The organism is Amorphoplanes friuliensis DSM 7358, from assembly GCF_000494755.1.
GTDB classification, from domain to species: Bacteria; Actinomycetota; Actinomycetes; order Mycobacteriales; family Micromonosporaceae; genus Actinoplanes; species Actinoplanes friuliensis.
This window is the reverse complement of the sequence record NC_022657.1, coordinates 1,354,565-1,380,091: the sequence shown is the minus strand read 5'-3', so window position 1 is coordinate 1,380,091 and position 25,527 is coordinate 1,354,565. Positions and strand designations below refer to the sequence as shown.

Here is a 25,527-nt window from a genome sequence, read left to right as displayed (position 1 = left end):
AAGCTTCGGGCCGCTGCAAAAGGCTGGGAACGAAGCGACCCGCCCCGGGCGTCCGGGACGGGTCGGCTTTGCTGGTTCAGGTCAGTGCTTGTTGCGGTCGCTCAGGTCTTCCTGGTAGGTCGCGCCGCCGTCGGACTCGGAGGTCAGGGGGCGGGCGCCGCCTTCCGGCGGGCCGGCGACGGATTGGGCGCCGGCGGCCAGTTCGGGGAACTTCGCGTCGAAGGCCGGGCGTTCCGAGCGGATGCGCGGCATCTTGTCGAAGTTGCGGAGCGGCGGCGGGGAGCTGGTTGCCCATTCGAGGCTGTTGCCGGCGCCCCAGGGGTCGTCGACGGTGACCAGCTGGCCGACCTTGTAGGACTTCCACACGTTGTAGATGAACGGCAGGGTCGACGCGCCGAGCACGAAGGAGCCGATCGTCGAGAACGTGTTGAGGAAGGTGAAGCCGTCGCTGGGGAGGTAGTCCGCGTAGCGGCGGGGCATGCCTTCCGCGCCCAGCCAGTGCTGGACCAGGAACGTGGCGTGGAAGCCGAGGAACGTCAGCCAGAAGTGGATCTTGCCGAGGCGGTCGTCCAGCATTCTTCCGAACATCTTCGGGAACCAGAAGTAGATGCCCGAGAACACCGCGAACACGATCGTGCCGAAGAGCACGTAGTGGAAGTGCGCGATGACGAAGTACGAGTCGGAGACGTGGAAGTCGATCGGCGGGGCCGCGAGGAGCACGCCGGACAGGCCGCCGAAGAGGAACGTGATGAGGAAGCCGATGGCGAACAGCATCGGTGTCTCGAAGCTGATCTGGCCGCGCCACATCGTGCCGATCCAGACGAAGAACTTCATGCCTGTCGGTACGGCGATGAGGAAGCTCAGGAAGCTGAAGAACGGCAGCAGCACCTGGCCGGTGACGAACATGTGGTGCGCCCACACGCTCATCGACAGCGCCGCGATCAGCAGGGTCGCGCCGACCAGGCCCTTGTAGCCGAAGACGGGCTTGCGGCTGAAGACCGGGATGACCTCGGTGATGATGCCGAAGAACGGCAGCGCGACGATGTAGACCTCGGGGTGCCCGAAGAACCAGAAGAGGTGCTGCCAGAGCATCGGCCCGCCGGTGTCCACGTCGAAGACGTGCGCGCCGAGCACCCGGTCCGCGGCCAGGGCGAAGAGCGCCGCCGCGAAGAACGGGAAGACCATGATGACCAGGAGCATCGTGACCAGGATGTTCCAGGTCAGGATCGGCATCCGGAACATCGTCATGCCCGGGGCGCGCAGCGTGATCACCGTGGTGATGATGTTGACGCCACCGAGGATGGTGCCGAGGCCGGACAGTGCCAGGCCGACGACCCACATGTTGCCGCCGACGCCCGGCGAGTGCAGAGAGTCGCTGAGCGGCGTGTACGCGAACCAGCCGAAGTCAGCCGCGCCACCCGGCGTCAGGAACCCGCTGATGGTGATGGTGCCGCCGAACAGGTACAGCCAGTACGCGAACGCGTTGAGCCGCGGGAACGACACGTCGGGCGCGCCGATCTGGATCGGCACCAGGAAGTTCGCGAAGGCGAACACGATCGGCGTCGCGAAGAACAGCAGCATGATCGTGCCGTGCATCGTGAACAGCTGGTTGTACTGCTCGGGCGACAGGACCTGCATGCCCGGGCGCGCCAGCTCGGTGCGCATGAGCAGGGCCATGAAGCCGCCCAGGATGTAGAACACGAAGGCGGTGATCATGTACATGATCCCGATCTGCTTCGCGTCCGTCGTCCGCAGGATCCGCGCGAGGGCCGAGCCCTTGACCTGCTGCCGAACCGGCCAGGGCCGGGTCACGATCGGCTTAGGCGCAACGGTCGTCACGGATAGCCTCCGGTGTCTCGTTCGTCCCACTGCGTACACCCGAGTGGAAAGGCGTACCTCGCAGGCAGAATAGTCCCCCGCCGACCCCCGGCGGGCGCGGGGTGACCAAAGAGCACCCTGGTCTCAGAACGGTTCGGTCAGTCCCCTGTACTGATCCGCAAAGATCCGCTGACCCCGCCTCCGCAGCATAGGGTCGCGCAACGCCGGGGGCACATCACGGGTCCGATCCCGCTCCCGGGTCCGCTCGCGGACCTGGTCACAGCGCCCCTGGCGCCTCTTCTCGTACGCACTGAGCGCCGCCGGCACGTCGTGGGGGTTCGCCTTGAGCACCTCGCCGAGCACAACAGCGTCCTCGAGGGCCATTGCCGCGCCCTGCGCCAGCGTCGGTGCGGTCGCGTGGGCAGCATCACCGACCAGCAGGACGTGGCCCTTGGACCAGCCCTCGGGCACGACCTCGTCGGTGCGGGCGACCTGCACTTTTTCCATCGCGTCCAGGATGGCCGGGACGGGCCCGCCGAACTCTCCGAAGAGCTCGCGGACGCGGGCGAGCGGGTCGGCCGGGTTGGGTGTGTCGGGTCCGGCGGTCTCGTCGGCGTGGCAGTAGAGCCGCCGGCCGCCCATCGGCATCACGACGAACTGGGACCGGCGGCCGAGCAGGGCCGTCCAGTCGGTGATCGGCGGTCCACCGGCGACCACACTGCGGTAGACGATCTGGCCGGTGGGGACCGCGGGCCCGCCCAGCCCGGCCTTGTCCCGGATGGTCGAACGCCGGCCGTCGGCCCCGATGACCAGGTCGTACTCGGCGACGGCACCGGTGCCGAACTCGACCTTGACGCCGTCGTCGACGAGCTCGAGGTCGCGGACGACCGTGTCGTAGCGCACCTCGCCCCCGACGCCGGTGAGCAGCACCTGCTGGAGGTCGCCGCGGGACAGCGCACGGCTCTCGCCCACGCCCGCCCAGAGGCCGGCGACGTCCATCTCGAACAGCTCGCCGCCGTCGGAGTCCTGGAAGACCTGCCGGAAGATCAGGTGGCCGAGCGGCCGGAGCGGCGCGTCGAGGCCGAGCAGGCGCAGGGCCCTGGATGCGTTGCCGGGGAGGTAGATGCCGGCGCCGGGGACAGTCGTGGCGGGCAGCTCCTCGACCACGTCGGGCCGGAAACCCGCGACACGAAGCCCTCGGGCCGCCGCGAGGCCGCTGATGCCGGCGCCCACGACGAGGATGCGCAAGGTCATCGCAGCAACGCCTCCGAGGGGTGTTCGATACGCGTCGGAGCCAAGACACTACCCGCCGCCACCGGGAGGGGGAACCCACGATCATGTCCGCGTCCGATTTGTTCGAAACGAACAGTCGTCACTGCTCGGGTCGCTCCCCTCTGGAGCCCCGCGACGCCGCCACGGCGCTGGTCAGCTGACAAGGTCACCGAGGGGCACCCCTGCCAGCGCTTTCACGTCCCGGGAGAGATGCGCCTGGTCGGCGTAACCGGCCGTCGTGGACACCTCGGCGAACGGTCGTCCGGCCCGGGCCAGCCCCACCGCTCGCTGCATCCGCAGAATTTTGGCCAGCGACTTCGGGCCGTACCCGAAAGCGGTCCGGCAGCGACGCTGCAGCTGGCGCGGGCTGAGGCCGGACCGGTCGGCGATCGCGCCGACCGGTCGCCCGGCCCGCGCCTGAGCGGCAACGGCGACCATCACGCTGTCGGGCGCGTGCCAGCGGCGCCGGGTGAAGCGGTCCAGGGCGGCGAGCGGGTCATCGGCCTCGGACAGGGCTCTGACCTCGGCGGGTGCGCAGATCTGGTCGAGCGGGACTTGCCGGTCGGTGAGCTCGTCGGCGGGCAGGCCGAGCACTCCCGGACCCGTCCCGGCGGCGAAGCGCAGGGCGAAGAACGTGCTGCCCGCCGACGCACCGGAGACCTGCGCCGTGGTGTCGGGACCGGCGACGAACACCGTGCCGTCGTGCCAGATCACGTCGAGGCAGCCGTCGGGCAGGATGCGCGTGGGCGGGGTGCCCGGCGCCACCGTGCTGCGCCAGGCGATCACGTGCGGCAGCTCGGCCGCCCATTCGACGTACATGCCTCGACCCTGGCACGGGGGTACGACAGGTCTGCGAATGACAACTGTGTAACTCCGGCGGACAATCGTGGTATGACCGACCAGCTGGAGGAGTACCGACGGCGGCGGGACGCCCGGCGTACGCCGGAACCCGTGCCGCGTGCCCGGCCCCGCCCGACCACGGGGAACAGGTTCGTCATCCAGCAGCATCACGCCCGCAGCCTGCACTGGGACGTCCGGCTGGAGCGTGACGGCGTGCTCGTCTCGTTCGCCGTGCCGCGGGGTCTGCCTCGCGATCGCGCCCGCAACCACCTCGCCAAGCACACCGAGGACCACCCGCTCGAATACCTGGACTTCGCGGGCGAGATCCCGGCCGGTGAGTACGGCGGCGGCCGGATGACCATCCACGATCGGGGCACCTTCGAGACCGACAAGTGGCGCGACGACGAGATCAGCGTCACTTTCCACGGTGAACGCACCAGCGGGCGCTACGTCTTCTTCCAGACGGGCGGCAACGACTGGATGGTCCGCCGGATGGACCCCTCCGAGCCGGGCTGGGAGACCATGCCCGAGGCCGTCGAGCCCATGCTCGCGACCCGGGCCGCCGGCCTGCCGCCCGACGACCAGGACTGGGGGTACGAGCTGAGCTGGGCCGGCCGCCGCACCCTGATCCAGGTGTCCGGTGGACGGGTCAAGGTCACCGACGCCGAGGGCACCGACGTCACCTCGTGGTACCCGGAGCTGCGCCCACTGGGTGAAGCGCTCGCCCCGCTCGAGGCCGTACTGGATGGGGAGATCGTGGCTTTCGACGGCGCGCGGGTCTCTCCGGAGCTGCTGGAGCGCCGTAAGGCGCCGAAGGATTCCGCGGCCGCGCGCCGGGCCGCCGAGCGCACGCCGGTGCAGTTCCTCGCCTACGACCTGCTCTGGCTGGAGGGCCATTCCACGGTGGAGCTGGTCCGGTACGCCGAGCGCCGCGAGCTGCTGGAGGGCCTGGACCTGGCCGGTGACAACTGGCAGACGCCGCCGTACTTCTCCGGTGGCGGGTCGTTCGCGCTCGACGCCGCCCAGGCGCAGGGCCTGGACGGCGTCGTTGCGAAGCGGCTCGACTCCCCTTACCTACCGGGTCGCCGCAGCCGGCTCTGGCTCTCTGTCACTACCTAGGCGACGTCACTGCCTAGGCGACGAAGCTGGTCCGTCGCCGGCGAGCCACGAGGATGCCCGCACCGCCGGCGATCAGCAGGGCCAGCCCGGCCGCACCGACAGCACCCATCGGTCCGGTGACCGGCAGTCCGCCACCCGCGCCTCCACCGTCACCGTCATCGTCGGCGTTGACGACGATCGCCGACTTGTTGTTCGACAGGTCGAGGTCGTCGGCGAAGCGGTCGCACTCGCACGGCTCGTTGACAACAACGCGGCCCGAGGCGTCGGCGACAACCCGATCGATGCGCAGGCGGAAGTCGTACGTCTCGGAGTCACCCGCGACCAGCAGGTAGCTGCCGTCGCAGTAGTAGGCCCAGTTCTCGTCGCCGTCCCTGACGCAGGACTTGGGGGCGCCGACGACGGTGGTGCCCTGGGGGATGTTGACCCTGATCGTCGCGGCGGGTGAGCCGGCCCGGCCGAAGTCGAGCGTGGCCGGCCCGCTGTTGCGGACGCCGACGGTGGCGGTGACCACGTCACCGGCCGCCCCGGTCACCTTGTCACCGATGGCGACCAGGTCGGTGCCGTTCTTGCCGGTGGCGTTGACCTCGACGTTGGACCAGTTGTTGTCCGGGTTCGTGTCGGCCTGCCGGGTGGTCTTCGTCGTGTCGCGGCTGAGCTTCAGGACACCACCGTCGCCGGCGGCACCGCGCACCTCGCGGTCCTCCAGCTCTGCCGGTGTGAGCCACTCGAGCTGGTTGACGGCCGTGCTGGGGGCGTACGTGTCGGCCCGCAGCTTGTAGGGCGTGGCCGACCGGTAGGTCTCGCCGGGCGCGAGGGCCTGGTCGAAGACGCAGGCCCGGACGTCGCCGGCGGAGCTGTAGATGCAGTTGCTGAACTTCCTGGTCGACTCGAACGCGTAGTCGCGGTTGAAGATCACCGCGGCGCCCTCGGCCTCGGTCGAACCGGCGTTGCGGACCACCAGCGGCACGTCGAACGCCGCACCGGGCTTGCGGGAGAGGGTGAGGTCCGGACCGGCGGCCAGGTCGACACCACCGACGACCCGGACGGCTGCCGTCTCCGTGATCGGCGCGACGTCGTCGGCGCTGAACGTGGCCTTGACCGTGCCCGCGCTGCCGAGTTTCGCCGACTTGTCCGCCTTGATCAGCGCGGCGAAGTAGCCGGTGATGCCGTCGGGGCCGAAGCTCATCTCGTAGTTCTCGGAGCAGGCCAGCTTGGTCGGCGACTCGCTGACGCAGCTCCCGGCGCCGTCACCGTCGAAGAGCGCCACGTCGGTGAGACCGCTGAGCTCGTAGACCAGCTTCGCGCCGGTCAGGGTGACCTCCTGCTCCGCGTACCACTGCGGCCGGAGCTCGGATCCCGGACCGTTCAGGGCGACGGTGACATCGGAGACGATCATTTTTATGCCGGCGGCGGCCGGTTCGGCCGCGAACGCCGGGGTGCCGGCCGCGAGAGCGGCAGCGGCAACCGTGAGCCCGGCCAGCGCGCGCCGGACCGAAAGAGACAACATCGAGAAAATCCTCCCGTGAGCCAGTTGAGGCCGTCGCAGCCTAGGGCTGGCCACCGTTCCGCGCTGCCCCGCAACAGGAACATTTGCCACAAGGCTTCTCCGGATTTCCTTCAGCCCGGCGTGTACCACCCGATCTCAGGGGTTTGGCGGACCGAGCGACGGAAAGGTCTATACATAGATGCGTTGCCCGATGCCTGCACCAACCGTCGCTGTGAACTCGGATATGTCTGCTGATCTCTGGAATTCCGCTGCCCACGTCCTCGAGGCCAACTGGTCGCACGACCACATGGTCCCGTCCCGCCGCCTCTATCCCCATCAGTGGAGCTGGGACGCCGCCTTCATCGCGATCGGGCTCGCCTACACGAACCCGACCCGCGCCTGGCGCGACCTTCGCAGCCTCTTCGAGGCCCAGTGGCCCGACGGCCGGGTGCCCCACATCGTCTTCGACCCGGGTACGCCCGAGAACGACTACTTCCCGGGGCCGACCTTCTGGGACGTCCCCGCGTACGGAGGCCGGGCGGCCCGTGGCAGCACCGGTCTGGTGCAACCGCCGCTGCACGCGGTCGCCGCGTGGGAGGTCTACCGCCGCGCCGCCTCGCACGGCACCAGCTGCGCCCGCGCCGCCGGCGACGAGCTCGCCTGGCTGTACCCCCGGCTCGTCGCGCAGCAGGAATACCTGACCGGCCGCCGCGACGCCGGTGGCGACGGACTCGCCAGCATCGTGCACCCGTGGGAATCGGGCCTGGACAACAGCCCGTCCTGGGACGCCGCCATGTCGGCCGTCCCCGCCGATCTGACCCTGCTCACCCGTTTTCAGCGCCGGGACATCGAGAACGCCGACGCGGCTCACCGTCCGACCGACGTCGACTACGCGCGTTACCTGGGGCTGGTGCTGAATTACCGCGACGGCTCGTACGCGGACACCGACCTGGCCTGGCGGCACGACTTCGTCGTCGAATGCCCGTCCTTCAACTCGATCCTCGCGGCTGCCGAGCTGGCCCTGGTCCAGATCGCCGGGGTGGTCGGCGCCGACCCGGAGGTCCACCGCGCCCGCGCGCAGAAGATCACCGAGGCGATCTCCCGGCACCTGTACGACCCGGCGACGCGGACGTTCCGGTCACGTGACGTGCGTACGCGTACCTTGAGCCCGGCCCGGTGTGTCAACGGCCTGATGCCGCTGCTGCTGCCCGGACTGCCCACCGAGCAGGCGGAAGCCATCATGGCCGAGGCGGCCTCGCCGCGTTTCGGCCTGCCGGAGCAGACCGGTCTGCCCGTGCCGAGTTACGACCGGACCGCGCCGGACTTCGACCCGCTGCGCTACTGGCGCGGGCCGATCTGGATCAACGTCAACTGGCTGCTGCGCCGCGGCATGCTGGTCCACGGGTACCGCGGCGAGGCCGAGGACCTGCGGACGGCGATGGTCCGGCTGGTGCACCGGTCCGGGCATTTCGAATACTTCCACCCGGTGACCGGGGAGGGGATCGGCGCCCCGGCCTTCAGCTGGACCGCCGCCCTCTCCCTCGACCTGCTCGCCGACCGCAGCGTCCCCGCCTACGCCAGGGCCGCTTAGAAAATTTCGTCTCCGATGGTCGTGTCCGCACCGTGCCCGGTGTGCACGACCGTCGCGGGCGGGAGCGTCAGCAGCCGGTCCTTGATCGACCGCTCGATCGTGGGCTTGTCGCTGTATGACCGGCCGGTCGCACCCGGCCCGCCCTGGAACAGCGTGTCGCCGGTGAAGACGCACTCCAGCGAGGGCGCGTAGAGGCAGACAGCACCCGGGGCGTGCCCCGGCGTGTGCAGCACCCGCAACGGGCCGATCTCCTGCCCGTCGTGCAGCGGCGCCGGCATCGGCTCGCTCGGGTGGGTCAGCTTCCACAGGACCTCGTCGGCCGGGTGCAGCAGCAGCGGCGCACCGGTCTGCCGGGCCAGCTCGGGAGCGACCCGCACATGGTCGTCGTGCGCGTGGGTGAGGACGATCGCGGTCACCTTGCGGGCACCAACGACATCCAGGATCACGCGGACGTCGTGCGGGGCGTCGATCACCACGCACTCCTGGTCGTCACCGACCACCCAGACGTTGTTGTCGACGTCGAACGTCTCGCCGTCCAGCGAGAACGTCCCGTGTGTCACCGCATGATCGACCCGCATCAGAAGAGCACCACCGAACGCAGGACGCCGCCGGTGTGCATCTTCGCGAACGCCTCCTCGACCTGGTCGAGACGGATCTCCTCGGACACGAACGCGTCCAGGTCGATCCGCCCCTGCAGGTAGAGCTCGGTGAGCATCGGGAAGTCGCGGGTCGGCAGGCAGTCGCCGTACCAGCTGCTCTTGAGGGCACCACCGCGGCCGAAGACGTCCAGCAGCGGCAGCTCGATGGTCATCTCCGGGGTCGGCACACCGACCAGGACCACGGTCCCGGCCAGGTCACGAGCATAAAAAGCCTGCTTGTACGTTTCCGGCCGGCCGACCGCCTCGACGACGACGTCGGCGCCGTTGCCCCCGGTCAGCTCCTGCACGGCGGCGACGACGTCCTTGCCGCGGGCGTTGATGGTGTGCGTGGCGCCGAACTTGCGCGCCCACTCCAGCTTCTGGTCGTCGGTGTCCACGGCGATGATCGTCGTCGCGCCGGCCAGCGCCGCGCCCACGATCGCGCCGTCCCCGACGCCACCGCAACCGATGACCGCAACCGAGTCGCCCCTGGTCACGCCGCCGGTGTTGATCGACGCGCCGATGCCGGCCATCACGCCACAGCCGAGCAGGCCCACGGCCGCCGGGCGCGCAGCCGGGTCGACCTTGGTGCACTGACCGGCGTGGACCAGCGTCTTCTCGATGAACGCCCCGATGCCCAGCGCCGGCGACAGCTCGGTGCCGTCCTCGAGCGTCATCTTCTGCTTGGCGTTGTAGGTGTTGAAGCAGTACCACGGCTTGCCCTTGCGGCAGGCCCGGCAGTCGCCGCAGACCGCACGCCAGTTGAGCACCACGAAGTCACCAGGGGCCACATCGGTGACACCCTCGCCGACCGACTCGACGATCCCGGCGGCCTCGTGGCCGAGCAGGAACGGGAACTCGTCGTTGATGCCGCCTTCGCGGTAGTGCAGGTCGGTGTGGCACACGCCGCACGCCTGGATCTTGACCACGGCCTCGCCGGGACCGGGATCCGGCACGACGATCGTGGCCACCTCGACAGGGGCACCCTTGGCCCGGGCGATGACTCCGTTGACTCGCTGGCTCATGGTCACACTTTCTCACCTCCGCCTGTCTCCGCGTTCTGTCGGACCCAGGATCTACGGTGGGCAGGTGAAATTCCTGGGCCGCACGGCCGTTGCTCTCGTCGCGTTGTTGCTGCTGGCGCCTGCCCCTGCGCAGGCCGACGCGCCGTCCCGGCTCGCGGTCCAGGTCACCGACGCCGCGGGGGCGCTGGGCAGCCGCGCCGCCGCCGTCGACAGCGCCCTCGCCGCGCTGCAGCGCGACACCGACGTCCAGCTCTGGGTGATCTTCGTCGACTCGTTCGACGGCACGCCGGCGGAGCAGTGGACCGAGGCGACCGCCCGGCTGAGCGACCTGGGCGACAGCGACGCCCTGCTCGCGGTCGCGACCCAGGACCGCAGCTATTACGTCTCGTTCCCGGCGGACCCGCGCTTCACCGACGCCGAGCTCGCCGACGTGGCCAACCGGGATCTCGAGCCCGCCCTCTCCCGCGGCGACTGGCCCGGAGCCGTGATCGCCGCCGCCTCGGGCTACTCGGACGCCGCGAACAGCTCGAACAGCTCGCTGATCTGGGTCGTGGTGATCTTCGTCGTGATCCTGGCGGGCGCGCTCATCTGGGTCGTCCTCCGCCGCCGCCGGGCCCGGCCTGCGCCCGCCGCACCCACCGGCCCGCCGACCGCCGAGCTCACCGCCTCGGCGAACGCCCTGCTCATCGAGCTCGACGACGACCTGCGCGCCAGCGAGAGCGAGCTCTCCCTGGCCACCGCGCAGTACGGCGCCGAGGCCACCGCCCCGTTCAAGGCCGCGCTGGAGGCATCCCGCCAGGACGTCGCCGAGGCCTTCCGCCTGCGGATGACCTTGGAGGAGGTGCCCGCCCCGGACGAGGAGACCCGCCGCCGCACGCTCACCGAGATCATCGCGAAGTGCCGAGCCGCCGACGACCGCCTCGACGCCGAGTCCGAAGCCTTCGACCGCCTGCGTGACCTCGAAGGCCGCGCCGCCGAGGTCGCCACCGAGCTCGAAACCCGCCGCCTCACCCTCGAGGCCACCCTCCCGGCAGCGAGCAAAACCCTCCAGGACCTCACCCACCGGTACGCAGGCCCGACCGTCACCGGCATCTCCGGCAACCTCGACCAGGCCCGCGAACGCCTCCAGTTCACCGCCGAGGCGATCGGCCGCGCCCGCACCGCACTCCCGGCCAACCGCGCAGAGGCCGCCCTCGCCGTCCGCGCCGCCGAACAAGCCGCCGACCAGGCCGCCCAGCTGATCACCGCCATCGACCGCGCCGCCGCCGACTTCACCACCGCCCGCACGGCAGCCGACGCCCTCCTCACCGAGCTGGAGTCCGAGATCGCCGCCGGCCGCGCAGCCCTCACCGGCGGCAGCGTGGTGCCACCCGGCCTGGGTTCCGCGGTCACCGGCGCCGAGCAGGCCGTCGTCGAGGTCCGCACCCAGCTCGCCGCCCCCAAAACCGACCCGGTGACCGCCGTCGCGACACTCCAGGCCGCAGACGCCGCGCTCGACCATGCACTCGCGGAGGCCCAGGACGCCGCCGAGCGCACGGCACGCGCCCGCAGCCTGCTGGCCCAGGCCCTGCCCGTCGCCCGCGCCGAGGTCGCCGCCACCACCGACTTCATCACCACCCGCCGCGGCGCGATCACCACCACCGCCCGCGCCTCCCTCTCGGAAGCCCAACGCCACCTCGCCCTGGCCGAAAGCCTCGCCGCCACCGACCCCGCAGCCGCCCTCACCGAAGCCCAGCAAGCCCAGCAACTCGCCGCCGCCGCGGGCCACTCCGCCCACACCGACGTCCAAGGCTGGGGCGGCTACACCACCCAACCCACGGGCGGCTTCGACGCCGGCGCCTTCGCCGGCGCCGTCCTCGGCGGCATCCTCTCCGGCGGCGGCCGCTCCTACGGCGGCGGCCGGTCGGGCGGCTGGGGCGGCGGCGGCTTCGGCGGCAGCGCCACCCGAACCCGCCGAACAGGCGGCAGCTCCGGCGGCAGCGCCCGCCGAGGCGGCGGAGGCCGCTTCTGAGCCCCGAACCCACCCGCGGCTGGGGCGGCGGCGGCTTCGGCGGCAGCGCCATCCGAACCCCGCCGAACAGGCGGCAGCTCCGGCGGCAGCGCCCGCCGAGGCGGCGGAGGCCGTTTCTGAGCCCCGAACCCACCGGCGGCTGGGGCGGCGGCTCCGCCGGCAGCGCCACCTGAAGCCGCCGAACAGGCGGCAGCTCCGGCGGCGGAGGCCGCTTCTGACCCCCGAACCGGGTCTGACGCCCGCCTGGCTTCATTCGCGAGGTCGGGCGTCGGGTGCGCCGAAAGGTTCGCGGGAACCGGCACCACTCGTGGATCCTGGCCACAGGTCGTGCGGGCGGTAGCTCCGGAGGCCCGTTCACCGTCCGAATATGCGATCAGGGGGCGCACCGGGGGGGGTACGGGCCTCACATCCTGGCCGAGGCGTTCGATGGTGAATCACCACGTCAGCTCGCCGGCAAGAAACACGGCGGGGCAGATCATTAGGTGTTGGATCTGGTCAACGCCTGACGCGGCAAAACCACCAAGGGCCGTTGCGTTGCTCGCCGGCCTGCCCGGTGGGCCTACGACCCCGTGCCCATACTCGGCGCGACGCTCAGGATTCGCCGCGGGCCTTCGTTCGCGGCGCGATGATGACGGCCCAGGCCGCCACACCCAGGGCCGAACCCAGCCCGACACCGAGAGCGACGTTGTCGAAGAGAACCCCGGCGAGGACGCCGGCGGCGGCGCCGAATGCGACCCAGATCCCGAGATTTCCCCAGATCCCCAGACCTGCCGCGCGCGGGGGCGTGTCGTTACTCGTCATCGCATCTCCCCAGAATGTGGGTGGAAGGCTGACAATCTGGCGGCCCACCGCGACGGAGGGCGCACGCACCTTCGCCCACAAGTTATCACCGGACATCAAAGGCCATCGTCGTCGAGGAATCGGTCACCGCGCCGTCGCCTTCACCCGCTTGCCAAGATCACCAGCCCCGTTCATGGATGCACACCACCGGGACGGCCTGGGCTCATTCGAACGCAGGCCCGAGCGGTCCGGCGCAGACCGCGCTCCATCGACAGGTCCTGCGTCGCGCGTCAAGAACGGTGAGGCCGAGGGCCAGGACGGCCGCCCAGGCCAAACGGCTAGGGCCAAGCACAGGCCGCCCAGACCAAACGGCAAAAGCCGAGCACAGGTCGCCCAGACCAAAACCAGACGCGGGCCGGCCGGGTTGGCCGGGGTGACCCGGGTGGCCGGGCTGGCGGGGTGGCCGGGCTGGCCGGGGTGGCCGGGCTGGCGGGGTGGCCGGGGTGGCGGGGTGGCCGGGGTGGCCGGGGTGGCCGGGGTGGCCGGGGTGGCCGGGGTGGCCGGGGTGGCCGGTCGGACCGTGACTCTCAAGACTGGCTGGCTACGGCGGGCGGGTTGTGGGCTTGCGAGCATGCAGCTGGCAGGGTGCGGGCGGCTGTTTACGAGCCGCTGGGCGAGTGGCCGGTCGCGCCCGGTCTCGGCGTGAGCGACGGTCAGTGCCATGCAACCAGGCACGACACGGTTCAGATCTTGACCTTGCCCGGAGAGCTGATCACGTTGTGTCGGGGCGTTTGGGGTCGGGCGGTTCGAGGAGGGATTCGCAGAGTTTGGCGAGTTGTTTGACCTGAGGGGCGGTCAGGCGGTCGAAGACGAGTTCCTGGACGGCTGCGGCGTGGCCGGGGGCGGCTTCGATGACTTTTTGGAGGCCGGCGTCGGTCAGGACGGCGATCTGGACGCGGCCGTCCTCGGGGTCGCGTTCGCGGCGGACCCACCCTTGGGCTTCGAGGCGGGCCACGACGTGGGAGAGGCGTGACAGGGAGGCGCTTGCCTGCCGGGCCAGGCGGCTCATGGGGAGGCGGCGGTCTTCGCGCTCGGAGAGGGTCGAGATGACCTGGTAGCCCATGTGGGTGAGGCCTGCTTCGCGCTGGAGCTGGCCTTCGAGCGCTGCCGGGACCTTGACGAGGACTTCGACGAAGCGGCGCCAGGCCTGCTGTTCCTCGTCGGTCAACCACCGGGGCTCGTCCATGGCTGCAGGTTAGTAACCCGGGGTGGACGGCTCTTCGGCCGGGTGGCCCGATCTTGGGTGGGGGCGGGAGGTGTGAAGCGCAAACCTTCGGGAAACGCAGGCAGAACAATCGGGCACGTCGATCGACTTCCTTGAAGTGTCAAGAGTAGGGTTCGCGGCAGACTTTCCACCTCGATACAGCGCCGGGGCCGGCTGGCTGGGGGGCCTCGGCCGGCCCCGGCGTTGTGTCGCTTCCGGGGCCGCGCCGGACCGGGGTTTCCGCCGTCGTTGGCGCGACCGGCCGGGCCGGACACCGGAGTGCCCGGCCTCGCCGGGGATGAGCCTCGTGAGCCTCGCGGGATAAGCCTCGTGAGCCTCGCAGGGATGGCTCAGGAGGACGGCGGCTCGTCCTTGCCGGCTTCCTCGAGGCGGTCGGCCTCTTCCTTGGTGTGGTGGACCGCACCTTCGGCGTGCTCGGCCGGGCCGTAGATCGTGTAGAGGACGAGTGGGTTCGGGCCCTCGTTGGTGAAGTTGTGCTTGCGGCCGGCGGGGACGACGACCAGGTCACCGGCGGCGACCTTGCGGGTCTCGCCGCTGATCTTGGCTTGGCCGACGCCGCTGACGAAGGTCAGGATCTGGTCGACCTCGTGGACTTCCTCGCCGATCTCACCGCCCGGCGGGATTGTCATGATCACGAGCTGGGTGTGCTTGCCGGTCCACAGGACGCGGCGGAAATCCGGGTTCTTCTCGGCAACGGTGGCGATCGTGAAGTGTTCCATGACCCCGAGTTACCCGGATCAGGCCCGGTTTGAACGCCTCAACCGGGTCTGCGGGCGCAGCTCCTCGACGGGCGCCGGGCGGCCGATGAGGTAGCCCTGGACGAAGTCGACGCCCAGCTCACGCAGCATGCGCAGGGTGGCCTCGTCCTGGACGAACTCGGCGACCGTGTGGATGCCGTACGCCTGGCAAACCTGCACGAGGGCGCGGACGAGGACCTGGTCCTCGGGGTTGCGGACAAGATCGACCACGTACTCGCCGTCGATCTTCACGAGGTCGATCGGGAAGAGGCGGAGGTAGCGGAACGAGGCGTAACCCGAGCCGAAGTCGTCGAGGGCGAGCTGGCAGCCGAGGTCACGGATGCGGTCGGCGAAGTGGCGGGCCTCGCTCAGATTGCCGATCAGGGCCGTCTCGGTGATCTCGAACGTGAGCTGTTCGGGGTTGACGGCGTACCGCTCGATGAGGGCCTCGACCTCGGCGGTGAGGCGTGGGTCGCCGACCGAGCGGCCCGACAGGTTGATCTGGAGGGAGAGGTCGCTGCGTTCGGCGGCGAGCTCCAGGGCGCGTTCGACGACCCACAGGTCGATGTCGTAGATCGCGTCGAGGCGTTCCGCGGCGTCGAGGACGTGCGTCGGTGACTGGTGGCCGCCGGCCTCGTCGAGGACGCGGAGCAGGAGCTCGTGGCGGAGGACGCGGTTGGTCTGGAGTTCGAGGATGGGCTGGGCGTACAGGGTGAAGCGGTCGGTGCCGAGCGCCGCGGCGACGCGGTCGCGGTAGGTGCCCTGGCGGTCGCGGACAGCGATCGGGTCGGCGACCAGGGTGACCGGGCGGTTGGCTTCGCGGGCCTGGCGCCAGGCGTGGTCGGCGTCGATGAGCAGGTCGTGGCTGCCGGCCTCGCCGCCGGGGCGGAACCGGACCAGGCCGGCCCAGGCGCGGGCGCGGAGCCAGGCGTCCGGGAGCACGAACGGCTGGGTGCGGAGCGCTTCGACGAACAGGTCGGCCTGCCGGCGGGCCATCACCCAGGACGCGCCGGGGAGCAGGACGGCGATCTCGTTCGGGCCGGCGTGGCCGAGCATGTCGTCGGGGCGGACGATGCCCTCGAGGACACGGGCGGCGCGTTGCAGCAGCTCGGTGTTGCCGTCGAAGCGCACACCGTCGGTGTGGTCGGGCTCGACGCGGACGATGAGCAGCGCGCCACCGCCGCGGCGCTGGGCGCGGTCGAGCTCGTCGGCGAAGCGGGCGCGGGTCATCAGGCCGGTCGACGGGTCACGTTCGATGACCGACGCCTGGACGGTCTCGCCGCGGCGGCTCAGGCGGGCGACCTCGCGGCGGGCCCGCTCGCGGGCGGAGACGTCACGCAGGGTGCCGCGGAGGCCGTGGACGGTGCCGTCGGGGTCGGTGATCGGCTCGAGGCGGCAGTCCACGTCGAACCAGCCGCCGTCGGAGCGCACCAGCCGGACCGTCGTACGGACCGGCTCGCGCCCTGTCCAGGCCTGGGTGATCGCGCCGAGGGCCTTGGAGTGGTCCTCGGTGTGCACGTGCTTGGAGAGGATCTGGCGGCTCAGCCCGCTGTCGGTCGCCGGACGGCCGAGCAGCACGGCGAGCCCGTCGGACCAGACGATCTCCTCGCCGGCCGCACGGTAGGTGAACCACGCCTCGTCCTCGACGGGCGTGCGCGGCTCGGGCAGGGGCAGCTGGGGGCCTTGATTGGGGCTCATCCGGGGGCGACGGGAGAGGCGGTCGCGCAGGGCGCGAGGACGGGGGAAACGTTCGTCTGGTGCCGTCATGTGCCGTCGTAACCTCCCGCCCGAGTGAGTCGAAGTCCCTGACCTATTACGACCCGTCACGGGTCGATGTAACAGGGCACGCCGCCGACAATGTTTTCGCAGCTGGCCCAACAAAACAAAGAACTGCGGTTTCTCCACCGTTCAGAGAGTGAATTTAGCTGATCGGATGAACGCCACGCTGCGCCGTGTTCTCACCCGGTTACGGTCGGATCCATGACGGACAGTTACTGGCAGTGGTGACTGTGGAACCTACTGCGACACCTACCCCCTGACCTCGGTCGCCATGCACACAAAGCTGCGACAGGTATGCGCCCCGTAACGAGATCGGGAGGCGGTGGATATGGTGGCCCTTCGGACACGTGAGCGAGGACGACGACGCATGGGCATCATTCGGGACATGCAGCGGGCGCACGCGACGCAGGCGGCCGCGACACACCGGTCACAGACCGCCGCGGAACAGCAGCGCCAGCTGATCAGGCGCAACGCCGACCTGGCGGTCGCCGCGGCGCAGCAGGCCGCCTCCGACGCGGAGCGGCAGCGCGAGCACCGCCGCCTGTACGCGGAAGCACGCACCGCCGACGCTGCGGCAGCCAACGCCGACGTGCGGGCACGCCTGTCTGACCTGGACTCGCTGCTGCTCTCCACGTTGGACGTCGACGACCACATCGACCTGGACCGCTTCAAGAAGCCGGTGCAGGTGCCGCCCTTCGACCCGGGCAAACTGGGCCGGCCGCTCCCCCAGCCCTCGTGGGACAGCTTCGCGCCGCCCGAGCCGCGGGGTGTCGGCAAGATCCTCGGCGGTGAGCGCATCCACCAGCAGCAGGTCGCCGCGGCGAAGCAGGCGTTCCAGGCCGCCCGCGACCGCTGGGTCGACGCGGAGACCCGGCGGCTGCGGCAGCTGGGTGAACGCGAACGGCAGTACGAGGCGAACCGCAAGCGCTACGAGGCGAAGCTGATCTCGTACAACGCGGAGGTGGACCGGTTCGCGGCGGCGGTGGCCGGTGCCGACCCGTCCTCGGTTGTCGAATACTTTGCGATGGTTCTCGGCAATTCGGTGTACCCGGACGATTTCCCCCAGCATTTCCGGCTCGCGTTCCTGCCGAAACAGGGAAGTCTGCTGGTCGAGTACCACCTGCCGCCGGTCGAGGTGATCCCGGTGGTGAAGGAGTACCGCTACGACCGGGTCCGCGACGACCTGACCGCGGTGCCGCGCGACGAGGGTGAGATCCGGCGGCGCTACACCGAGATCATCTCCATGGTGGCGCTGCGGACCGTCCACGAGATCATCGAGGCGGACCGGGGCGGGCTGGTCGCCGAGGTGCTCTTCAACGGCATCGTCGACACGATCGACCGCCGGACCGGGCGCTTCGTGCGCCCGTGCCTGGTGTCACTGCGCACCGACCGGGACACGTTCGCCGCGATCAAGCTGCGCCGGGTCGACCCGGTCGCCTGCCTCAAGCACCTGCAGGCCGGTCTGAGCGGTGCGCCGGACCAGCTCGAGGGCGTCACTCCGGTGATCGACTTCGACCGGGAGGCCGAGCACGACTTCACCGGCGAGTTCAACGTGCTGGCCGACATCGACGAGCGCCCCAACCTCGCGACCATGGATGCCGACGAGTACGAGCAGCTGCTCTGTGACCTGTTCGGCAATATGGGCCTGGAGATGGGCCCGGCCGGTGAGGGCCCGAGCTGGCTCGCCACCGACCCGCGGCCCCTGTTCGGCGGCACGGTGGTGATCCACGCCGTCCGTGGCGCGGCGGTCGGCGCGGACACCGCGGTGGCCGTGGCCGAGGAGGTCAGCGCGTCCGGTGCCACCAAGGGCATCCTGGTCGCCCTCGACGGGTACGAGGCCGAGGTGCACGAGGCGGTCTCGGGCCGCCCGCTGGAGCTGCTGGACGGCCCGGCCCTGCTCAACCTGCTCGCCGAGCACTCCAGGGTGAAGGCGCGGATCGAGGCGCCGGCTAAAGCTTGAGGGTGTGACCGGTCGTCGCGTCCACGTGGTCGGGGACGTCGTCGTGCCGGTCGCCGACGGTCGGTGTGCCGGTGGGCTCGAACATCAGGATGTGCGCGCCACCGGGTGACGACGGCTTGTGCTCGGTGCCCTTCGGCACGGTGAAGACGTCGCCTTTGTGCAGCTCGACCGTGCGGTCCCGCAGTGCGATCTGCAGGTCACCGTCGAGGACGAGGAAGAACTCGTCGGTGGTGTCGTGGGTGTGCCAGAGGTGGTCGCCCTGCACCTTGGCGACCCGGACGTCGTAGTTGTTGACGCTGGTCACGATGCGCGGGCTCCACAGCTCGTCGAAGGAGGCGAGGGCGGCGGCGAGGGAGATCGGGTCGTTGGTCACCCTCTCATCGTCCGGCTTGTCCGCGGGTACGCGGGAGTGCTAGGAATCGCACATGCCGCAAGAATCCTTGCACCGAGTCGTCGTGATCGTCGACGCGAACTCGAACCCGTTCGAGCTGGGCTGCGCCACGGAGATCTTCGGCCTGCGACGCCCCGAGCTGGGCCGTGACCTGTACGACTTCCGCCTGTGCTCACCCGAGCCCAGCACCCTGATGCGCGACGGCTTCTACACGCTGAGCGGCGTCGCGGGCCTGGAGGCGACCACAAGCGCAGACACGGTGATCGTGCCGAACCGGCCCGACGTCGAGGTCCCCCGCCGGCCAGCGGTGCTGGAGGCGATCCGGCAGGCGCACGCCCGTGGGGCCCGGCTGCTGGGCTTCTGCAGCGGCGCGTTCACGCTGGCCGAGGCCGGTGTGCTCAACGGCCGCCGGGCCACCGCGCACTGGCAGTGGGCCGACGACTTCCGTGCGCGCTTCCCGGCTGTGACCCTCGAACCGGACGTCCTCTTCGTCGACGACGGCGACATCCTCACCTCGGCCGGCAGCGCGGCCGCCCTGGACCTGGGACTGCACGTGGTCCGCCGCGACTTCGGCGCGGAGATCGCCAACGCCGTCAGCCGCCGCCTGGTCTTCGCGGCCCACCGCGACGGCGGCCAGCGTCAGTTCGTCGAGCGGCCGATGCCGGTGGTCCCGGACGAGTCGCTGGCGCCGCTGCTCGCCTGGGTGCAGGAACACCTCGACCGGCCGCTGACCGTCGCGGACCTGGCCGCCGAGGCCGCGGTCAGCCCGGCGACGCTGCACCGGCGTTTCCGGGCCGAGCTCGGCACCACACCGCTCGCCTGGCTCACCGGCGAACGGGTCGCCCTCGCCTGCCGGTTGATCGAGCGCGGCGAGTCCCGCTTCGAGGTCGTGGCCCGGCGTACGGGCCTGGGCACCGCGACTAACCTGCGGTCTCTGCTGCGCCGGGAGACGGGTCTGAGCCCGACGGAGTATCGGCGGCGGTTCGGAACGGCGCCACGTTGAGCTCCTCGATGCGCTGCCAGAGCGGTCGCAGGGCCGCCTCGGGCTCACGGGCGAAGATGCTGCCCCGGATGCGGACGAAGACGCAGTTGCCGACACGTTCGAGCACCGCCTGCCGGCGCATGTCGCTCTCCCACTGCTCCGGCCCGTGGTACGCGTCCCCGTCGCACTCGATCGCCAGCCGGCGCCCGTCCGGGGCGTTCAGGACGAAGTCGATGCGGTAACCGCCGATGCGGAACTGCGGTGTCGGGCGGTAACCGCGTTTCACCAGCCGGCGCAGCACGTCGCGTTCGAAGCCGGATTCGCAGAGGAGTTCCAGGTCCGGTGCCGTGGTCTGCACCGGCAGGTTCTGCGCGTAGTTCAGCAGCAGCGCGCGGGCGTCGTCGGCCAGCAGTGACTGCGGGCGTACCGAATGGAAGATCCAGAGTTGGTCGCGGGCGCGCGACGCCGCGACGTTGACCCGGCGGTGATATTCGCGCTTGGTGAACGCCGCGAGCCGCCCGTCGTTGTCCGAGACGACCATCGACACCAGCACGACGTCCCGCTCGTCGCCCTGGAACGTGTAGGCGTCACCGACACGCAGCCGGCGAGCCTCCATCTCGTCCTCGCCGATCGCCTCGCGCAACGCCTGGAGCAGGTAGTTCGCCTGGCCGCTGGTGCTCAGCAGGCTGATCACACCGAGGGTCTTGCCGCGGTAGTCCGGGTCGGCGACGATCGCCGCCACCTGCGCCACCAGCGCATCCGCCTCCGCGACGTTCACATCGCCGTACGGCGGCAGCGGCTGGCGGACACCGTCGGCGATGAAAACGGGCCGGACCGGCGTGGACAGCGGCCGGTCCGCGCGCAACGGCTGGATCTTGCCGTCGTAGTAGTGCCGCGACGAGAACTCGATGATCTGCGGCACACACCGGAAGTGCTCGGTCAGCAGGATCCGCTCGGGCGAACGCCGTACCGCGTGGTCGTACAGGGAGGACTCCGGGTCGAAGTGCTCGGCCGACGGCACGTCGTCGAGGTGACTGTGGATCAGTCCGGAGACCGAGCCGACAAACCCGAGCTGCGGCCCGATCTGCTGATCGTCACCGACGACCACGGCGCGTTCGGCCAGCGACAGCACCGGCAGCGCGAACAGGTCCGCCTGCGACGCCTCGTCCACGATCACCACGTCGAAGTGCGCGCCACCGGCGAACTGCTCGATCGCCCGGTCCACCGACATGACCCAGACCGGCACGGCCTCGACGGCGGACTCCATCGCCCGCTGGGCGTGCGCCTGCCAGGCCGCGGCGGTCCGGCCGGTGCCCTTGCCGATCTTGCGCAGCGCGGTGGTCCAGTCGGCCAGCGCGGCCCGGCGGCGGTCGTCGAGCGAGCGAGCCACCTCGAGCCACGCCGACGCGACGACCAGGTCACCGGTCAGCCGCCGGATCTTGTCGCGGCCGAGCTCGACGCGGCGGTTGAGCACGGCCGGGTCGACACTGCCGACCACCAGGTCGAACCACGTCTGCGCCTGCCGCCACTGCCAAGCGTGCAGACAGGCGGTCCCCGGGACGGCCGGCACCTGCCCGGCGTCGATCTGGCCGGCCCACTCCGGCGCGAGCTCACCCAGCCGGTCCAGCAGCTCGACATAACGGGCGGCCTCGGGCCTGATCGCCGTCAGCCTCCGGGCCTCCGCAACCAGACCGTCCCACTCGGCCAGCTCCGGATCGAACCAGGCCGCGGCCAGCTCCGGCCACGGCACCAGCGAGTCGGCCACCGCACGGTCCCGCGCGTCCAGCTCATCAAGATCAAAAACGACCGGGCTGTCGTCCAGCAGGGCCGCGACCTCCGCCAGCCGGGCAGCGTCGAGATCCAGCTCCTCCTGCGGTACGAGCACACGCAGGCGCGCGGACAGCTCGGGCCACTCACGGGCGTCCCAGCCGAGCGACTGCGCCGCCTCGGCGAGCAGCGTTCCCGCCCACACCTCCGGGTCGCCCTGCCGCGCGGGGATGCCGAGCCGCTGGATCCACTCGGCCCAGTGCTCGCCGAGCCGGCGCTGCGCCTGACCACGGCGGACCCACGCGGCGGCCAGGTCGACGTCCTCGACCGTGCGCAGCGGTTCGCCGTCGACGCGTACCTCCTCGGCGATGCGCCAGAGGCCGGCCTGCAGCAGACGGTTGACACCCTTGCCCGCGGCGAACCGTTCCCGCAGCTCACCGAGGCCGGCGAGGAGGCGCTTCGGCTCGGCGGCCAGCGCGTTCGCGACGGTGACGCGGTGCCCGCCGAGCAGCCGGGCCAGGTCGGCCAGCGCCCGCTGCAGGTCCTCGGTCGCGGTGACGTGGTCGGTCCACACCGTCGCCCAGTGCGGGTCGGCGAGCAGCCGGCCCAGCCGGTCGGTCCAGGTGCCTTCGCGGCGGTGGAGCCAGGCGATGGCGTCGGTCAGCCCTTCGCGGAGTGCCGCTACGGGGTTGGGGCCGTGTGCGCGTACGGAATCGGTGTCGACGCCGGCCAGCTCCAGGCGGGACACGCGGTCGGCGGCCGCGTCCCGGTCGGCTCGCGCCTGTTTTGCTGTTCGGGCGTCGGGCAGGGCCGCGACGTCCGGCAGCGGGCGCAAGGCGGCCGTCCGGTCGGCGTGCGTGATCCGCGCGGCCAGGGAAAGCAGCGTCGCGAACTCGTCGGCGGACAGCGGCGGCCGGTCGGTCGGCGCGATCGGATCGGGGATCCCACCGTGCGCGGCGTGCTCCCGCAGCCAGGCCCCGACATCAGCGGGCGACAGATCAACATCGTCGATCCTGTACGTCGCGGACTCGTTCTCGGCGATCGCCCGGAGACCGCCCAGCGCGGTGGCCAGGTCGCGCTCGGCATCCTCGAGGCGCTTGGTCAGGCGCTCGACCCGGCCCGCCTCGGCCGTCTTGTCCAGCGTCGCGGCGCGGTCCGACAGCTCCCGAGCGGCCAGCTGCAACTGCACCAGCTGATCGGTCGTACGCCCGAGGACCGCCAGGCAGAGCGCCTGCACCTCCTCGGGCAGCCCGTCACGCAGCACCCGCAGCGGATCTTCCTTCTGCGCGACGACGAGGACCCGCTTGCCGTTGGCCATCAGGTGGCAGATCAGGTTGCGGATCGTGTGGGTCTTGCCGGTGCCGGGCGGGCCCTGCACGGCGACGTTGCGGTGCTGGGCGAGCCGGCGGGCGATCGACTCCTGCGCCTCGTTGGTCGGCAGTGGCATGAGCAGCCGCTCCCCCACCCGGTGCCAGTTCTCGGGCTGGTCGTCGGGCATCCGCAGCTTGCTGGGCTCGTGCGCGACGATCGCGGCGAGCGCACCGATGCTGCTGGTGTCACCGGCGAGCAGCCGGTCGCGCAGGCTCTCCAGGAACCCGCGCAGCAGCCGCTGCTTCGGCCGGGCAAACAGGACACCGGTGTCGACAAGATGTGGCCCCACGGCGCTCTCACCCGGCTTGATCACCCGGCGGTCGTAGCCGAGCCGTCCGAGGGCCCGCTCGAAGAGCTCCTGTCGTTCGAGGACGTCCCAGAGGTCCACCTCGAGCGTGCCGGCCGGACCGGCCAGACCGAGGAGCTGGCTCAGGTACCGCTCGTCGAGCCCGGCCAGCGCGTCGGTCTGCAGCCGTGACGGACCCTGCGGCGAGACGGTGATCAGCGACCGGTCCGGCTCGTACTCGATGATTACCGGGGTGGCGACCAGCGGGTACCGCACCCGCTGCTCACCGATCGTCGTCTCCAGCAGACCGTGACCCCAGACCAGCTCGGTGGTCGCGGCGGTCATGTCGACCTGGTGCATCAGATCGAACAGCTGCCGGTGCAGCGTCCGGGTCTTCTCCGCCTCCTGGCTGAGCAGCGACCAGGGCCGCCACACCTCGTCACGCCAGGTCTCGAACTCGTCGTCCTCGTCACCGACCTTCGGCTCGTCCGTGGCACTGACCTGGTTGAGCCGGCGCCGCAGCTCGGCCGGCACCGCCACCGGCGGCGGCAGATCGGGCAGACCCACCCGCAGCCAGCTCGTCCCGTCGAGGGCGGGCCCGACCTCGACGGCCGGATGCGCGGGCAGCCCGTCGAGCCGGTGCGCATCGGCGGGAACCGTCCGCGCCGGGCGCTCCATGTGCGCCCGCACCGCCAGCAGGTAGTCCGCGACGGAAACAGCCCGGTCCCGGATGACGGTGGGCGACTCGGACGGCATTCTTCGGAGGTTATCCGACGTCCGCAGCCCGGGTGCGGCCACGTGAGACCCTTCTCCAGGGGTAACCATGACGCAGTTCTATCCGCAGGACCCGTTGGTCAGCGGCGACTTCAACGGCTGGTGGCGGCGCAGCGTCTGGCTCATCCGGGCGGGCTGGCGGCCCATGGCCCTGGTGCAGGTCGTGGTCACGGTCCCGATCGCGGCCATCGTGATCCCCGCCTTCTCCCGCTTCGAGAAGGAGCAGGCCGAAGCCCACAGAATCATGGAGACGACCGACCTCACCCCGGGCCTGATCTTCGCGGGCTGGACGTCCCTCGTGCCCGTCATCGTGATCGGCAGCCTGCTCTACCTGCTCGGCCAGCTGGCCGTCGCCCAGCTGGTGATCTCCCTGGCCACCGGACGGGGCACCGCTCTGGGTCCCGCGGTCGCGACCGCCGCCCGCCGAACCCCGGCGCTGCTCGGCTGGTTCCTTCTGGCCGTGCCGGTCCTGCTGATCTCCCTGGCCCTCTGCTTCTTCCCGGCCATCTACGTCGGCGCGGTCATCACGATCCTGCCCGTGGTCGTCCTGGTGGAACGCCGGCGCGGGATCGGGCGTTGCTTCCAGCTCTTCAACGCGGACCTGGGGCTCTCCATCGCCCGCATCGCGACCATCATCGGCCTGACCTTCGCCGCCAGCCTGGCCCTGACACTGGTGACGACGCTGGTGGACGTGGTCGCCCCGAACCTGATCGGCACAAGCCTGAAGGTTCTGCTGGAGACGTCGTACTACATCGTCTCCGGGGTGGTCGTGACCACGATGGTGGTCACGGCCTATGCGGACATGCGCTCACGCCACGAACGGTTCTCCAGCGCCGACCTGATCTGACCGGCCGTCAGGCCTCTTCGGGGTCGCGGCCCTGGGCGGCGCGGCCGCCGTCGACGGGCAGGACCACGCCGTTGATGAAGCCGGCCGCGTCCGAGAGCAGGAACGCGACCGCATCCGCCACCTCGTCCGCGCGTCCCATCCGGCCGAGTGGCTGCAGCAGCCGGATTTCCCGGGCGAAGTGTTCGGCACCGGCCTCGTCGAGACCCGCGACGTGCGCCTCGGACCGCTCGGTGGTGATCGAGCCGAGCGCAACGGCGTTGACCCGGATGCCCCGCGGCCCGTAGTCCACGGCCAGTGCCCTGGTCAGGCCCTCGATCGCGGCTTTGGCCGTCGCGTAGGCCAGCGCACCGCGGACGACCCGCTGCGCCTGGTGCGACGAGACGTTCACGATCGCACCGGCCCCCTGCGGCAGGAACGCCCGGACGGCCGCCGCGCTGCCCACGACCACCGGGTCGAGGTTGCGGCCGATCAGCGCCAGCACCTCACCCGGCGGCACCTCGTGCAGCCACGCGTCGCGGAACACGGCCGCGTTGTTGACCCAGCCGGACAACGGCGACGGCACCGCGGCCACGGCACGGTCGGCGACCGCCGGGTCGGACGCATCACCGACGACCGGAACGATCCGGCCGGCCGGGTGCTCCTCGATCCAGTCGAGCGCCGCCGGGTCGAACTCGATCACGGCGACGTCGTCACCCGCCGCGGCCAGGCGTTCGACGATCGCCCGGCCGACTCCCCGGCCACCGCCGGTCACCACGTGGGACGCCATGG

General features: G+C 70.9%; 19 protein-coding genes. 6 read left to right on the top strand and 13 right to left on the bottom strand.

Translation table 11 applies throughout. The features are described from left to right. Positions 1–81 precede the first annotated feature (81 nt). From ctaD to AFR_RS06350, 3 genes are all read right to left on the bottom strand, one after another. Positions 82–1,839 (bottom strand): aa3-type cytochrome oxidase subunit I, encoded by a 1,758-nt coding sequence (gene ctaD / locus AFR_RS06360; RefSeq protein ID WP_023359077.1) that lies wholly within the window; start codon positions 1,837–1,839, stop codon positions 82–84. Positions 1,840–1,962: 123 nt separating this feature from the next. Beyond that, the gene (locus AFR_RS06355) at positions 1,963–3,072 is read right to left on the bottom strand and encodes an FAD-dependent monooxygenase (RefSeq protein ID WP_023359076.1); all 1,110 of its coding nucleotides are present in this window, start codon (positions 3,070–3,072) and stop codon (positions 1,963–1,965) included. Between the two features lie 171 nt (positions 3,073–3,243). Continuing rightward, positions 3,244–3,909 carry a helix-turn-helix domain-containing protein gene (locus tag AFR_RS06350; protein WP_023359075.1) on the bottom strand — a complete coding sequence of 222 codons (666 nt, stop codon included), beginning with the start codon at positions 3,907–3,909 and terminating at the stop codon, positions 3,244–3,246. Positions 3,910–3,981: 72 nt separating this feature from the next. Here AFR_RS06350 and AFR_RS06345 point away from each other — a divergent pair, with 72 nt between their 5' ends. Then, positions 3,982–5,049 carry a DNA polymerase ligase N-terminal domain-containing protein gene (locus tag AFR_RS06345; RefSeq protein ID WP_023359074.1) on the top strand — a complete coding sequence of 356 codons (1,068 nt, stop codon included), beginning with the start codon at positions 3,982–3,984 and terminating at the stop codon, positions 5,047–5,049. 13 nt (positions 5,050–5,062) lie between these two features. On the opposite strand, the gene AFR_RS06340 is transcribed toward AFR_RS06345, so the two are convergent. Then, a complete protein-coding gene (locus AFR_RS06340; protein ID WP_023359073.1) occupies positions 5,063–6,556 on the bottom strand; it encodes a hypothetical protein in 1,494 nt (497 codons plus the stop codon). A 223-nt stretch (positions 6,557–6,779) separates the two neighbouring features. On the opposite strand from AFR_RS06340, the gene AFR_RS06335 reads away from it, so the two are divergent. Continuing rightward, on the top strand, positions 6,780–8,126 hold the full coding sequence (locus AFR_RS06335) for an MGH1-like glycoside hydrolase domain-containing protein (RefSeq protein WP_023359072.1): 1,347 nt from the start codon (positions 6,780–6,782) through the stop codon (positions 8,124–8,126). Here the strand turns inward: AFR_RS06335 and AFR_RS06330 are convergent. Both AFR_RS06330 and AFR_RS06325 read right to left on the bottom strand, forming a co-directional pair. After that, the gene (locus tag AFR_RS06330) at positions 8,123–8,704 is read right to left on the bottom strand and encodes an MBL fold metallo-hydrolase (RefSeq protein ID WP_023359071.1); all 582 of its coding nucleotides are present in this window, start codon (positions 8,702–8,704) and stop codon (positions 8,123–8,125) included. The genes AFR_RS06335 and AFR_RS06330 overlap by 4 nt on opposite strands. Then, positions 8,704–9,789 (bottom strand): S-(hydroxymethyl)mycothiol dehydrogenase, encoded by a 1,086-nt coding sequence (locus tag AFR_RS06325; RefSeq protein WP_023359070.1) that lies wholly within the window; start codon positions 9,787–9,789, stop codon positions 8,704–8,706. Before AFR_RS06325 ends, AFR_RS06330 begins: the two co-directional genes overlap by 1 nt. A 64-nt stretch (positions 9,790–9,853) precedes the next feature. Between AFR_RS06325 and AFR_RS48340 the strand changes: the two genes are divergently transcribed. After that, positions 9,854–11,800, top strand: coding sequence for a TPM domain-containing protein (locus tag AFR_RS48340; RefSeq protein ID WP_023359069.1), 1,947 nt, complete (start codon positions 9,854–9,856; stop codon positions 11,798–11,800). Between the two features lie 591 nt (positions 11,801–12,391). Here AFR_RS48340 and AFR_RS06315 read toward each other — a convergent pair. From AFR_RS06315 to AFR_RS06300, 4 genes are all read right to left on the bottom strand, one after another. Next, a complete protein-coding gene (locus AFR_RS06315) occupies positions 12,392–12,601 on the bottom strand; it encodes a hypothetical protein (protein ID WP_023359068.1) in 210 nt (69 codons plus the stop codon). A 751-nt stretch (positions 12,602–13,352) separates the two neighbouring features. Then, positions 13,353–13,826: a MarR family winged helix-turn-helix transcriptional regulator gene (locus tag AFR_RS06310; RefSeq protein ID WP_023359067.1), complete on the bottom strand. Its 474-nt coding sequence runs from the start codon at positions 13,824–13,826 to the stop codon at positions 13,353–13,355. 368 nt (positions 13,827–14,194) lie between these two features. Beyond that, the gene (locus AFR_RS06305) at positions 14,195–14,584 is read right to left on the bottom strand and encodes a cupin domain-containing protein (protein WP_023359066.1); all 390 of its coding nucleotides are present in this window, start codon (positions 14,582–14,584) and stop codon (positions 14,195–14,197) included. 18 nt (positions 14,585–14,602) lie between these two features. Continuing rightward, positions 14,603–16,369, bottom strand: a complete 1,767-nt coding sequence (locus AFR_RS06300; protein ID WP_238547240.1) for an EAL domain-containing protein — start codon at positions 16,367–16,369, stop codon at positions 14,603–14,605. A gap of 379 nt (positions 16,370–16,748) precedes the next feature. Here AFR_RS06300 and AFR_RS06295 point away from each other — a divergent pair, with 379 nt between their 5' ends. Continuing rightward, entirely contained in the window at positions 16,749–18,341 is a 1,593-nt protein-coding gene (locus AFR_RS06295; protein ID WP_023359064.1) for a restriction endonuclease, read from the top strand. On the opposite strand, the gene AFR_RS06290 is transcribed toward AFR_RS06295, so the two are convergent. After that, positions 18,331–18,714 carry a cupin domain-containing protein gene (locus tag AFR_RS06290; protein WP_023359063.1) on the bottom strand — a complete coding sequence of 128 codons (384 nt, stop codon included), beginning with the start codon at positions 18,712–18,714 and terminating at the stop codon, positions 18,331–18,333. The genes AFR_RS06295 and AFR_RS06290 overlap by 11 nt on opposite strands. A 52-nt stretch (positions 18,715–18,766) precedes the next feature. Here AFR_RS06290 and AFR_RS06285 point away from each other — a divergent pair, with 52 nt between their 5' ends. Further along, positions 18,767–19,735 carry a GlxA family transcriptional regulator gene (locus AFR_RS06285; RefSeq protein WP_041840649.1) on the top strand — a complete coding sequence of 323 codons (969 nt, stop codon included), beginning with the start codon at positions 18,767–18,769 and terminating at the stop codon, positions 19,733–19,735. Here the strand turns inward: AFR_RS06285 and AFR_RS06280 are convergent. Then, complete coding sequence (locus AFR_RS06280; RefSeq protein ID WP_023359061.1) at positions 19,653–23,894, bottom strand: PDDEXK-like endonuclease domain-containing protein; 4,242 nt, start codon at positions 23,892–23,894, stop codon at positions 19,653–19,655. The two genes, AFR_RS06285 and AFR_RS06280, sit on opposite strands and share 83 nt — an antisense overlap. 67 nt (positions 23,895–23,961) lie before the next feature. Between AFR_RS06280 and AFR_RS06275 the strand changes: the two genes are divergently transcribed. Next, positions 23,962–24,759 carry a hypothetical protein gene (locus tag AFR_RS06275; RefSeq protein WP_023359060.1) on the top strand — a complete coding sequence of 266 codons (798 nt, stop codon included), beginning with the start codon at positions 23,962–23,964 and terminating at the stop codon, positions 24,757–24,759. 7 nt (positions 24,760–24,766) lie between these two features. Here AFR_RS06275 and AFR_RS06270 read toward each other — a convergent pair whose 3' ends face one another. Beyond that, on the bottom strand, positions 24,767–25,525 hold the full coding sequence (locus AFR_RS06270; RefSeq protein WP_041840648.1) for an SDR family NAD(P)-dependent oxidoreductase: 759 nt from the start codon (positions 25,523–25,525) through the stop codon (positions 24,767–24,769). Positions 25,526–25,527 lie beyond the last annotated feature (2 nt).